Here is a 12,299-nt window from a genome sequence, read left to right on the forward strand (position 1 = left end):
GGCTATCGCCATGGCTCGGATTACCCCCGCCCATCAGGCAGTTCCCGAATACACCGGCGGGCGACGGTGACCCCGGTCACCCCGGCTCGCTCGGGAGTTCGCGTGCGCGGCGGCCCGATCAGCGGGCGTGCCGGGCCAGCACCAGTTCGTGCAGATCGTTGTGCGTGACCCCGACCAGCGACTCGCGGAAGTTGCGCCCCGGAGCCTCGGGGACCGCGATCTCGCACGGGATGACGAGCACCGTGCAGCCCGCGGCCGCGGCCGATATCGCACCCGTGGGCGAATCCTCAATGGCCACAGTGTGTTCGGGGTCGACGCCGAGGAGTTCGGCCGCCCGCAGGTACACGTCGGGCGCGGGCTTGCCCTGCCCGACCTCGTCGGCGCACACGGTCGCCCGGAAGTGGTGCCTGCCCAGGGTGTCCAGGCCGTACTCGGTCAGGGAGCGTTTGGTGTTGGTCACCAGGGCCATGGGCAGATCCGCGGCCGCCAGCGCGGCGAGGACCTCCCGCGCACCCGGTCGCCACGGAATCGGATCGCGGAACAGTTCGATGACGCGCCGCTCGATCCACTGCCCGGCCTCGCGCAGCGCCGCGGGGGTGGGATCGAGCCCTAGACCGGTGAACATGATGCGCAGGGCGTTGGGACCCGAGGCGCCGATCAGCGCGCGGCGCATGTCGTCGTTCATCTCGTGGCCCAGTTCGGCGGCGAGTTCGCGCACCGCGACATCCCAGAGCTTCTCCGAGTCGAGCAGGGTTCCGTCCATATCCCACAGCACGGCTTGCAACCGGGTCACCGGGTCCGCTCCTCTCACATGCCTCATCAAGGACCGCATACGCCGCACGGCCGTGCCCAGCGTATCGGCCCGGGCGCGAACGGGTCCGGCGAGGATCGACCATCCGTTCGACGACCCATCGCCCCCGCATAGCACCGCTGCCCTCGCGGGACAAGGGCCCGGCGGCCGGAACCGCGCCCGCGAAAGCGGCTTCGAGGAGGGGTTTTCCGTTTCCGCCCGCCAGCAGACTTTCCTACCGTGAACACGCGAATGAGATGGGCCGCGGTCGCCGCGGCGGCGCTCGCCGTGACGGGCGCGACGACGGTGGTGACGAAGATCGCGGACGAGCGCGGTGCGAACACGGTCGCGGCGGACCCCGATATCCCGCTGGTCTGCGGGGACCGCCGGCCCGCGGCGGTCGATCCCGGCAGCTACGGCATGCAGAACGACGGCACGTTCCTGCATCCCGGGCTGACCTACGTCAACGAGGAGGAACAGCATCCGTTCCCCGGCGGCGGCGAAGAGCTCTTCCCGGCGACCGGCGGCTACGACCCGAACACCTATCGCAGCGACAACGTGACGGTCGAGGCGCACTACGGGGGTCAGCGATTCACCCCGGACCCCTTCCATTCCTGGCAGAACATCGTCGACTTCGACGGCCGCCGATACATGTTCCAGTACGACCGCAGCGAGGCCAGGGTCTACGACATCACCGACGTCCGGGACGTTCGCGTCGTGGAGTCGCTGTCCCGCGAGGACCTGGGCGAGGTCGACGGCAACGACGAGGCGGTCGCGGGCAAGGATTGGGCCGCGCACGACTACTGGGGCGCGTCCACCATTCAGTGGAGCGAACACTACGGCGGCTACATCATGGTGCAGAGTTTCGAGATGCGCCGGCAGATCCCCTTCTGGCTCGGCGACACCCCCGAACACAGCAAGTTCGGCGCGCCCGACGGTGTGGCCGCCGCCCGCGCGGACACCCAGTTCAAGGGCTTCAAGGTCTACAAGCTCAACGGGCCACGCAAGCGGGACTGGCAACTGCTGGCCACGGTGAGCACCGATGCCGCCCAGCGCGATCCGCTCGCCCCGGACACGAGCAAGCCGCAGCAGGGCTCGGGCTCGCTCGACGTCCCGCACTGGGACGGCGGCCGGTATATGTTCGTCTCGACCGCGCCGAGCGACGACTGGTCGAACCAGGAATACCCGACCTACCTGTACGCCAACGGATTCCAGGTCTGGGACATGGCCGATCCGGCCCAGCCGCGGCTGCTGGACACCTGGCACCGCGAGGGCATGGTGCGCGGTGAGGACGCCGCCTACCGGGCCAATCCGCGCTGCGGCAACCGGACCTCGTGGATGGGTGCGCGCAATCCGCTCTACATCCCGACCCCGATCGAGCAGGGCGGCCGATACGGTTTCGCGGCGATGGGCGGGTTCGGCATGTCGATCCTGGACATCTCCGATCCGGCGAATCTGCGCGAGGTCGGTCACCTCGACATCCCGATGTCCGTCTCGGGCACCGAGGCCGACAACATCGACGTCTCCCAGTTCGAGCGCACCGGCATGGTCTACCTCAGCGGCTATCCACTGTCCGAGGACTGCTACGAGCCGTACAAGGACATCTTCCAGATCGACGCCACCGATCCCGCGAATCCGCGCATCGTCGACCGGCTCCCCCGGCCCACCCCGCCCGAGAACGCGCCGGTGACCGACTACTGCCAGCGCGGCGGCAGCTTCGGCCCCAAGCGCAGCGGGTACTACACCTCACCCGGCGACCCTAAGGACGGACTGCTGATCTACGACTTCTACAACGCGGGCGCGCAGTTCTTCGACGTCTCCGACCCCGCGAACCCGACGATCGCCGGGTACTTCGCGCCGCCGACCTTCGGACCCGAGACCCAGGACTGGGCGCGCAGCAATCCGACCCACGGGGTGTACGTCGAATACGACCGCAAGATCGTGTGGCTGCTCACCAACGACGGGATCTACGCGCTGAGTTCGCCGGCCCTGCTGGGCACACCGAACCTGGGCGCGCCGGCCGAGCCGTTCCGCACCAGCGCCCGCTGAGCACGGGCACGACGCGGCCGCCGGCACCGACTGTGCCGGGGGCCGCGTCGTACGCGCGTCAGAGCCCGGAGGCCGCGATCGTCATCCGGCCGCCGGCGGAATCGACCTGGATCCACCGGCTTTCGCTGCTGACCTGACCGTTCTTCATCTTGTAGGTCAGGTTGACCACGACGCGGTTCTCACCGGACGGGGTGACCCCGCCCACGCTCACCGACGAAATGCCCGACCAGAACGCCGAATACGAGTTGTAGCCGCCGGTCGAGGCCTGGTAGCCGGGCGTGAGCATCCCCCACGCGCCGCCCACGTTGCCGGGCAGCATCCCGTAGTAGCCCTGCACGAACGAGGCCACCGACGCCGGGGACGGCGGACCGGCCGACGTGGTCGTCGGCGGGGTGGTCGTGGTGGTCGTGCTCGTGGTGCTCGTGGTGCTCGGGTTCGCCGAGGTGGTGGTCGGCGGCACGGTGGTCGTGGTGGTGGCCCGCGGGGCCTGGCCGGCCGCGCCGGTGCGCGAGGGCTGCTGTACGTTGCCGCCGCCGGGCGCCGGTTCGGGGTTCTCCGAGGGCTCCTGGCCCGGTGCGGGCGCGGTGGCGCTGGTGCCGCCGGCGGTGGACGGCGGCTCGTCACCGCCGCGATTGACCGCGAGGGCGATCACCGTGGCCAGCAGCAATGCCGCGACCACACCCAGGGCTGCCAGCGCGAACCGGCGTGAATTGCCTTCGCCGCCACCGTTCTTCGCCGCGAAGGGCACCATGGGACCGGTCCCCGGCGGGACCGGGGCGGCGGACTTGTCCGTGCCCTTGTCCTTGACCATGTCGATGTGCACCGTGGCGTCACCGGCATTGCCGGCCGGGCCGGAGTGCGAGGTGGACAGGACGGTGGTGGCATCCGAGGCCGACGCATCGGCGGGGCCTGGGGTCACCGCGGCGGCCGCTCCCGCGGTGGGCAGGATCTTGGTCGGCTGATGCGGGGCGGGCACACGCCCGTCCGCCACCGCCTGCAGGCGTTCGGCGGCCTGTTCCATATCGGGCCGGTCGTCCGCCTCGGCGGCGAGCAGGTCCATGAGCACCGAACCGAGCGCACCGGCCCGGCGCGGCGGCGGCACCATGGCCCGGGCCACCGAATGCAGGACCGCGAGCGGATTGTCGCCCTCACCGAAGGGCGGCTTGCCCTCCACGGCGGCGTACAGCGTCGAACCCAGCGCGAACACGTCCGACGGCGATTCCGGGTTCTCCCCGCGTGCCACCTCGGGTGCGAGGTAGGCGGGCGTGCCCGCCAGGAAGCCGGTGGAGGTCACCGTCACATCGCCGATGGCGCGCGAGATGCCGAAGTCGGTGATCTTCACCGTGCCGTCGTCGGCGACCAGGATGTTGGCGGGCTTCACATCGCGGTGCACGATGCCCGCCTTGTGCGCGGCGGCCAGCGCCGCGGCCACCTTGGCCCCGATCCGGGCGACCTCGGTGGGCTCGAGCGGACCCTTGTCCCGCATGAGCGCCGCGAGCGAGGCGGCGTTCACGTACTCCATGACCAGCCACGGCTGGCCGTCCTCCTCCGCGACGTCGAAGACGGTCACGGCGTTGGGGTGGTGCAACCGCGCGGCGATGCGCCCCTCCCGCATCGCCCGCATCTTGGCCTCGAGCGCCTGGGATCTGGTGAGCCCCGGACCCAGCAGCAACTGCTTCACGGCCACGGTGCGCCGCAGCCGAACATCGGTCGCGCGCCACACGACCCCCATCGCACCGGTGCCGATCGGATCCGTTAGTCGGTACCGCCCCGCAATCAGCCGGTCTGAAGTCATGTGGTTGTACCCCTCCTGCTGGTCTTGCGCGCCGAGCCACCCTGCAACTCTGCGCGAAAGCCCGGAAACCTCGTGAAAATCTTAGGCGTTGAAGTACTTCGCCTCCGGGTGCAGCAGTACGAACGCATCCGTCGACTGCTCCGGATGCAATTGCAACTCCTCCGACAGCACCACTCCGATCCGGCCCGCCTCCAGCAGGTCAACGAGTTTCGCGCGATCCTCCAGGTCGGGGCACGCGCCGTAGCCGAACGAGTAGCGAGCGCCACGGTAGCCGAGCTTGAAGTATTCCTGCACATCGGAAGGATCGTCGTCGGCGACGGAATGCCCTTCCAGCACAAGTTCTTCCCGGATTCGGCGATGCCAAAACTCGGCCAGGGCCTCGGTCAGCTGCACGCCGATGCCGTGCACCTCGAGGTAGTCGCGGTAGTTGTTGTCCGCGAACAGCTGATTGGCGAAGTCCGCGATCGGCTGACCCATGGTGACCAGCTGGAACGGCAGCACGTCGACCTGCCCGCGTTCGGCGGCGAGTTCGCGGGAGCGGATGAAGTCGGCGATGTTGAGGAACCGGTCACGCTGCTGGCGCGGGAATGTGAAGCGATACCGTTCCGCCGCATCGGGTTTCGGCTCGGTGAGAACAATCACATCGTCGCCCTCGGACACCGCCGGGAAGTAGCCGTACACCACCGCGGCGTGCTGGAGCACACCCTCGGCGATGAGCCGGTCGAGCCAATACCGCAGGCGCGGACGGCCTTCGGTCTCCACCAGCTCCTCGTAGGAGGCGCCCTCACCGCCACGCTGACCGCGTAGTCCCCACTGCCCCAGGAACAGTGCCCGCTCGTCCAGCAGACCGGAGTACTCGCCGACGGACAGGCCCTTGATGACGCGGGTGCCCCAGAACGGCGGCGTCGGCACCGGCAGATCGGCGGCGACGTCCGACCGCGCGGGCACCTCGACCGGCACCTCCTTGGCCTTGCGCTCCTCGGCGATCCGCTTGGAACGTTCGTGGCGCGCTTTGCGTTCGGCGTTCTTCTGCCGTTCGGCGACGGCCTCGGGGCTGTCCGGGTCCGGGCCGCCGCCGCGCTTGCGGGTCATGATCTGGTCCATGAGGTTCAGGCCCTCGAAGGCGTCGCGGGCGTAGTGCACATCGCCCGCGTAGACGTCGGTGAGATCGTTCTCCACGTAGGAGCGCGTCAGCGCCGCACCACCCAGGAGCACCGGGAACTGTTCCGCGACACCGCGGGTGTTCATCTCCTCGAGGTTCTCCTTCATGATAACCGTGGACTTCACCAGCAGCCCGGACATGCCGACCACGTCGGCCTTCTTGTCCACCGCGGCGTCGAGGATCGCCGAGATCGGCTGTTTGATACCGAGATTCACGACCTCGTAGCCGTTGTTGGACAGGATGATGTCCACCAGGTTCTTGCCGATGTCGTGCACGTCGCCCTTGACCGTGGCCAGCACGATGCGGCCCTTGCCGGAGTCGTCGGTGGCCTCCATGTGCGGTTCCAGGTGCGCCACGGCGGTTTTCATCACCTCGGCGGACTGGAGCACGAACGGCAGCTGCATCTGGCCCGAGCCGAACAGCTCACCGACGGTCTTCATGCCGGCGAGCAGCGTCTCGTTGATGATCTGCAGCGGCGGCACCTCGGTCATGGCGTCGTCGAGGTCGCCTTCGAGGCCGTTGCGGTCGCCGTCGACGATGCGGCGCTCGAGGCGCTCGAACAGCGGCAGCGCCGCGAGTTCCTCGGCGCGCGAGGCCTTGGACGAGGCCGCCGAGACGCCCTCGAACATGGTCATGAGTTCCTGCAGCGGGTCGTAGTCCTCGCTCCGGCGGTCGTAGACCAGGTCGAGGGCGACCTTGCGCTGATCCTCGGGAATCCGCGCCATGGGCAGGATCTTGGAGGCGTGCACGATGGCCGAATCCAGTCCGGCCTCGACGCATTCGTTCATGAAGACCGAATTGAGCACCTGGCGCGCGGCGGGGTTGAGGCCGAAGGAGATGTTGGACAGACCCAGCGTGGTCTGCACCTCGGGATGACGCTGCTTGAGCAGTCGAATGGCCTCGATGGTCTCGATGCCGTCCTTGCGCGACTCCTCCTGGCCGGTGCCCAGGGTGAAGGTCAGGGTGTCGACGATGATGTCGGACTCACGCAGACCCCAGTTCTCGGTGATGTCCGCGATGAGGCGCTCGGCGATGGCCACCTTGGTCTCGGCGGTGCGGGCCTGGCCCTCCTCGTCGATGGTCAGCGCCACCACGGCCGCACCGTGTTCGGCGACCAGCGCCATGGTCTGCTGGAACCGCGATTCGGGCCCCGCGCCGTCCTCGTAGTTCACCGAGTTCACCGCGCAACGACCGCCCAGCTGCTCCAATCCCGCACGCAGCACCGGCAATTCGGTGGAGTCGAGCATGATCGGCAGGGTGGAGGAGGTGGCCAGGCGCGAGGCCAGCTCGGTCATGTCGACCGCACCGTCGCGGCCCACGTAGTCCACGCACAGGTCGAGCATGTGCGCCCCGTCGCGGATCTGATCCTTGGCGATGTCGAGGCACTTCTGCCAGTCCTGGGCGAGCATGGCGTCACGGAAAGCCTTGGAGCCGTTGGCATTGGTGCGCTCACCGATCATCATGATCGTGGCGTCCTGCTGGAACGGGACCTGGCTGTAGATGGAGGACACGCTCGGCTCGTGCAGCGGGGCGCGCACGGCCGGGGTCGTGGAGCGCACCGCCTCGGCGACCTGGCGAATGTGCTCGGGGGTGGTGCCGCAGCAGCCGCCGACCAGGCCCAGGCCGAACTCGGAGACGAAACCGCTCAGCGCGACGGCGAGTTCCTCGGGGGTGAGCGGGTATTCGGCGCCGTTGGCGCCCAGCACCGGCAAACCGGCGTTGGGCATCACCGAGACCGGCATACCGGCGTGCTTGGACAGATGGCGCAGGTGCTCGCTCATCTCGTCCGGGCCGGTGGCGCAGTTCAGGCCGATCATGTCGATGCCCAGGTTCTCGAGCGCGGTCAGGGCCGCGCCGATCTCCGAGCCGACCAGCATGGTGCCGGTGGTCTCCACGGTGACGTGGGTGATGATCGGAATCCGGCGGCCGGTCCGGGCCATGGCGTTGCGGCTGCCCACGATGGCGGACTTGACCTGCAGCAGGTCCTGGCAGGTCTCGATGAGAATGGCGTCCGCGCCACCGTCGAGCATGCCCAGGGCGGCCTCGGTGTAGGCGTCGCGCAGCACGGCGTACGGCGCGTGGCCCAGGGTCGGGAGCTTGGTGCCCGGGCCCATCGAGCCCAGCACGTAGCGGGGGGCGCCGTCCGCGGACGGGCCCATCTCGTCCGCGACCTCGCGGGCCAGGCGGGTACCGCGCTCGGACAGGTCGCGAATGCGGTCGGAGATGTCGTAGTCGGCGAGGTTGGGCAGGTTGCAGCCGAAGGTATTGGTCTCCACGGCGTCGGCGCCGGCTTCGAAGTACGCCCGGTGAATGCTGCGCAGCACGTCGGGGCGGGTTTCGTTCAGGATCTCGTTGCAACCCTCGAGGCCGCGGAAATCGTCGAGCGTGAGATCCGCGGCCTGCAACATGGTGCCCATAGCGCCGTCGCCGATCACGACACGCCGATTGAGCGTGTCGAGTAGGGTGGTGTCGAACTCGGCGCGTGGGGACACAGACATGCTCTCAAGAGTAGTGGGAGCTCCGGACAATCCGACCCTCGGTGTAGCGCGCCACTCCGCGAGCTCCGCGCGCCGCCCGGCGGGTCGCCCACTTCGCCCGTGCCGGCGGCTCCCGGCGGCGGTCTCCCGCATGTCATGAGCGGGACCCCGCGACCAGCGCGGTTGCGCGTCGTTGGCACGTCTGGCCACCCAACCCCCTAAGCTGACCGGGTGAACGCCAGTGAACCCCCGGTGCCACCCGAATCGGAGCTGCCCACCTTGCGCAATCCGATACTCGTCGCCGCCTTCGAAGGCTGGAACGACGCCGCGGACGCCGCCAGTGGCGCGGTCGAGCACCTGGAACTGATCTGGGACGCGCAGCCCCTCGCCGAGCTGGACTCCGAGGACTACTACGACTATCAGGTCAACCGGCCGACCGTTCGCCAGGTCGACGGCGTCACCCGCGAGATCCACTGGCCCTCGACCATGCTGTCGGTGTGCTCGCCGCCCGGCAGCGATCGCGACGTGGTGCTGCTGCGCGGGGTCGAGCCGAACATGCGCTGGCGCAGCTTCTGCAACGACCTGCTGGAATTCATCGAGCAGCTCGATGTCACCACCGTGGTCATCCTGGGCGCGCTGCTCGCGGACACCCCGCACACCCGGCCCGTGCCCGTCACCGGCACCGCCTATTCCAAGGAAGCGGCCGAACGGTTCAACCTGGAGCAGACCCGATACGAGGGGCCGACCGGCATCACCGGGGTGCTGCAGGACGCGTGCGTGCGCGCCGGTGTGCCCGCCATCTCCTTCTGGGCCGCGGTGCCGCACTATGTTTCGCAGCCGCCCAACCCCAAGGCCGTCATCGCGCTGCTGCACCGGGTCGAGGACGTCCTCGATGTCGAAGTGCCCCTGGGCGGTTTGCCGGAGCAGGCCGAGGAGTGGGAGTCCACGGTCAACGAAATGACCACCGGCGACGAGGAAATCGCGGAGTACGTGCGCTCGCTCGAGGAGCGCGGCGACGCCGAGGTCGACCTCAACGAGGCCATGGCGAAGATCGACGGCGACGCCATCGCGGCCGAGTTCGAGAAGTACCTGCGCCGGCGCGGGCGCGGCGGTTTCGGGCTCTGATCACGGCGCGTACGCGAATCGCCTTGCGGCCGAACGTCCACCGGCAGCGTCCGAACGTGCGCGGCCGAGGCTGAACGTGCGCGGCCGAAGCCCCGCGTGTGCACGCGCTGGTGATCCCGCACACTCCACCGGGTGATCGTGCGGCCCGCACTGTGCTCGCGCGTGGCCGCGGGCTGCGCTGTGGGACACCCGATGCGGGCAGCGCACACCGACCGTTCGCCCTGCGGGGTGATCGGCGGCCGGGTGACGGCCGCGCGGGTCATGCCGTGGCCACGGGTTATCGAGCCAGGCGTATGCCGGTGCAGGACAGAACAGCTGGTACCGCGACGTCGGCGGGCGACGCGTCAGATGCCGGTCAGTGTTCGACAGCCCAGATCTGAGCTGCCGCCTCGTGAGCCAGTTTCGCGATGAGGATGTCTCGCGGAATTGTCTGGCCGGCAAGGTGATCGAGCGAGGGCACCACGACGTGGTGCGCATCGGCTCTCTTGAGTTCGGCGGTGAGCTCCGCGAACGCGGTGCCATCGCCCGGGGTCGATTCATGGAACGTGGCGGCGAAGCAGAATCCGGCCGATCGAGCGAGGCTCGTCATGGCGTTCTCCAGCTCTTCGCTGCGGCCATCGGCCAGATCGTCACGCACGTACCCATAGATCAACGCTTCCACCCGAACCTCCATTGGATAGGGGATCGCTGTCGTGAAGTGTGCCCACAACCAGCATGACGTTCTCGCGGATGCAATTGCAGATGTCAACCCACTGACATCCACGTGCCCTATCCGGGTCCATCGAACGTTAACTGGTGAGATACTACAGACGTGTCCGCTGGCGATGATCGACCTGTCTGGGCTGTCCGAATGCGCGCCGAACGTGATGCTCGGGGGTGGTCACAAGCCGACGCCGTGCGCGCGATGCGGGGTAAGTCCACGCACAACCTACCGACCGACAGCACATTGCTGCGCAACTGGAGGCGTTGGGAGTCCGGCGAATCCAGACCGGACGATTTCTACGCGCCCATCATCGCCGCGTCCTTCGACACGGTCACGGCCGCGTTCTTTCCCAAGGCGCGGCCCAATCGCGATGACGAGTTGCTCTCCGCCACAGGGATGGACACGCTCGAATTCATCGGCAGGCTGCGCATGTCCGATGTGTCTTCGGCGACGCTGGACGCCATTCGCATCACCGCCGATCGATTGTGTTCGGAGTATCCCTGTTGTGACCCACACGAACTGCACGCCGAGGGCACCGCGTGGCTACGCCGGATCACCTCGCTGCTGGACGGCAGATTGACCCTCGCCCAGCATCGCGAGGTCCTGGTGCTGGCCGGCTGGGTGGCGCTGCTGGTCGGGTGCGTCGACTACGACCTGGGCTGGCGCACCGCCGCCGAGGCCACCCGGCGCGCGGCGCTCTCGCTCGGTCAAGAGGCCGATCACGCCGAAATCATCGGCTGGGGTGCGGAAATGGCGGCCTGGTTCGCCCTGACCCAGGCCAACTACCGGGGCGCCATCGAAACGGCGGAGGCCGCGCACGCCGGGGCCGCGCAGCTGGGGGTCGGGGTGCAGTTGGCCGCGCAGCGAGCGAAGGCGTGGGCGCGGCTCGGTGATCGGCGCGAGGTGGAAGCCGCTCTCGCCCAGGGCCGTTCGATTCTGGACAATATGGATCATCCAACCAATCTGGACAATCATTTCGTGGTCGATCCGCAGAAGTTCGACTTCTACGCCATGGACTGCTGCCGCGTGGCCGGGGACGACCGGCTCGCCGAAAGCTATGCGCGTCAGGTCATCGCGTCCTCGACCCGGCCGGACGGGTCCATTCGCAAGCCCATGCGGGTGGCCGAGGCGCACCTGACCCTGGCCGTGGTGGCGGTGCGCGACCGCAATCTCGAACTGGCGCTGGACGAGGGCCTGCGGGCGTTCACCGGCAAACGGCGGTCGCTGCCCTCGCTCATGTGGATCGCCGGGGAGACCGCGCGCGAGATGATCCAGCGCTTTCCCGGGGATCCGCGCACGCGCACCTATCTCGATCAGTTGCGCTCGCTCGCGGCGGGCTGAACCGCCTCCGGCGATATGCCGGTTACGCTCCTTTTCATGGACATCAGTCTCTGGACCTGCGCCGTTCGCGGCCACGAGACCTACGCCCCGGACGAGCCCGAGCTCGCCGCGCGGCTGCATGTCGATACCGCCGCCGGACAGTCGTGGCGCTGTCTGCGCTGCGGGGATTTCGTGCCGGGTCCGGCTCGCGCGCACGGCCCGGCCGAGGACGCGCCCGAAGTGCCGCGCGGGCGGCTGCTGCGCGACCGGGTGATCATGCGCCTGCTCGCCACCGAGCGGGTTCTGCGGGCGCTGGTGCTGATCCTGCTCGGCGCCGGGGTGCTGAAACTGCGGGGATCGCAGGAGCACTGGCGGGCGGTATGGGACGAGGATCTGCCGCTGCTGCGGCAGCTGGCGGACCAGATCGGCTGGGATCCCGATCATTCCAAGATCTTCACCTGGACCGACCGGGCCTTCACCCTCTCCCCCACCACCCTGACCTGGCTCGCGGTGGCCATATTCGCCTACGCCGCAGTCCAACTCGTCGAAGCGACCGGGCTGTGGCTGGTCGAGCGCTGGGGTGAGTACTTCGCGGTCATCGCGACCAGCATCTTCCTGCCGCTCGAGATCTACGAGCTGACCGAGAAGGTGACGGTGCTGCGGGTGGCGGCGCTGCTGGTGAACCTGGCCGCCATCGTGTGGCTGCTGTGGTCCAAGCGGCTGTTCGGGCTGCACGGGGGTGCGGCGGCCTATTACGCCGAGCATCACACCGAGAGTCTGCTCACCGTCGAGCGCGCGGCGGTGGAGTCGGCCTCGCCCGCGTCCTGACGACGGATGGGCTTGCGGGCGGAGGTTGTGCGACGCGGGCGCGCCGAGAC

The 12,299-nt window shown here is 68.7% G+C and carries 8 protein-coding genes; 4 read left to right on the forward strand and 4 right to left on the reverse strand.

Features of this window, described 5'->3' with window-relative positions; all coding sequences use genetic code 11:
• Positions 1–118: 118 nt before the first annotated feature.
• The gene (locus tag ACWDOP_RS11855; protein WP_456345043.1) at positions 119–820 is read right to left on the reverse strand and encodes an HAD family hydrolase; all 702 of its coding nucleotides are present in this window, start codon (positions 818–820) and stop codon (positions 119–121) included.
• 222 nt (positions 821–1,042) lie between these two features.
• Here ACWDOP_RS11855 and ACWDOP_RS11860 point away from each other — a divergent pair, with 222 nt between their 5' ends.
• Positions 1,043–2,839 (forward strand): hypothetical protein, encoded by a 1,797-nt coding sequence (locus tag ACWDOP_RS11860; protein WP_456345044.1) that lies wholly within the window; start codon positions 1,043–1,045, stop codon positions 2,837–2,839.
• 58 nt (positions 2,840–2,897) lie between these two features.
• Here the strand turns inward: ACWDOP_RS11860 and ACWDOP_RS11865 are convergent, their stop codons facing one another.
• Together ACWDOP_RS11865 and metH are read right to left on the reverse strand one after the other, a co-directional pair.
• Complete coding sequence (locus ACWDOP_RS11865) at positions 2,898–4,634, reverse strand: protein kinase domain-containing protein (protein WP_456345045.1); 1,737 nt, start codon at positions 4,632–4,634, stop codon at positions 2,898–2,900.
• A gap of 81 nt (positions 4,635–4,715) precedes the next feature.
• On the reverse strand, positions 4,716–8,294 hold the full coding sequence (gene metH, locus ACWDOP_RS11870) for a methionine synthase (protein WP_456345046.1): 3,579 nt from the start codon (positions 8,292–8,294) through the stop codon (positions 4,716–4,718).
• Positions 8,295–8,504: 210 nt separating this feature from the next.
• On the opposite strand from metH, the gene ACWDOP_RS11875 reads away from it, so the two are divergent.
• Positions 8,505–9,398, forward strand: a complete 894-nt coding sequence (locus ACWDOP_RS11875; protein WP_454205672.1) for a PAC2 family protein — start codon at positions 8,505–8,507, stop codon at positions 9,396–9,398.
• Positions 9,399–9,753: 355 nt separating this feature from the next.
• Here the strand turns inward: ACWDOP_RS11875 and ACWDOP_RS11880 are convergent, their stop codons facing one another.
• Positions 9,754–10,059: a hypothetical protein gene (locus ACWDOP_RS11880; RefSeq protein WP_454205671.1), complete on the reverse strand. Its 306-nt coding sequence runs from the start codon at positions 10,057–10,059 to the stop codon at positions 9,754–9,756.
• Positions 10,060–10,248: 189 nt separating this feature from the next.
• Between ACWDOP_RS11880 and ACWDOP_RS11885 the strand changes: the two genes are divergently transcribed.
• The gene (locus ACWDOP_RS11885; RefSeq protein WP_456345047.1) at positions 10,249–11,442 is read left to right on the forward strand and encodes an XRE family transcriptional regulator; all 1,194 of its coding nucleotides are present in this window, start codon (positions 10,249–10,251) and stop codon (positions 11,440–11,442) included.
• 36 nt (positions 11,443–11,478) lie between these two features.
• Positions 11,479–12,249, forward strand: coding sequence for a DUF2127 domain-containing protein (locus ACWDOP_RS11890; RefSeq protein ID WP_456345048.1), 771 nt, complete (start codon positions 11,479–11,481; stop codon positions 12,247–12,249).
• Positions 12,250–12,299: the final 50 nt, after the last annotated feature.

This window comes from Nocardia sp. NPDC003693, assembly GCF_053981095.1.

Excerpts from the sequence above, each read along its gene's own strand:
- ACWDOP_RS11855 (WP_456345043.1), bottom strand. The coding sequence starts at position 820 with ATGAGGCATGTGAGAGGAGCGGACCCGGTGACCCGGTTGCAAGCCGTG.
- ACWDOP_RS11860 (WP_456345044.1), top strand. The coding sequence starts at position 1,043 with ATGAGATGGGCCGCGGTCGCCGCGGCGGCGCTCGCCGTGACGGGCGCG.
- ACWDOP_RS11865 (WP_456345045.1), bottom strand. The coding sequence starts at position 4,634 with ATGACTTCAGACCGGCTGATTGCGGGGCGGTACCGACTAACGGATCCG.
- metH (WP_456345046.1), bottom strand. The coding sequence starts at position 8,294 with ATGTCTGTGTCCCCACGCGCCGAGTTCGACACCACCCTACTCGACACG.
- ACWDOP_RS11885 (WP_456345047.1), top strand. The coding sequence starts at position 10,249 with ATGCGCGCCGAACGTGATGCTCGGGGGTGGTCACAAGCCGACGCCGTG.
- ACWDOP_RS11890 (WP_456345048.1), top strand. The coding sequence starts at position 11,479 with ATGGACATCAGTCTCTGGACCTGCGCCGTTCGCGGCCACGAGACCTAC.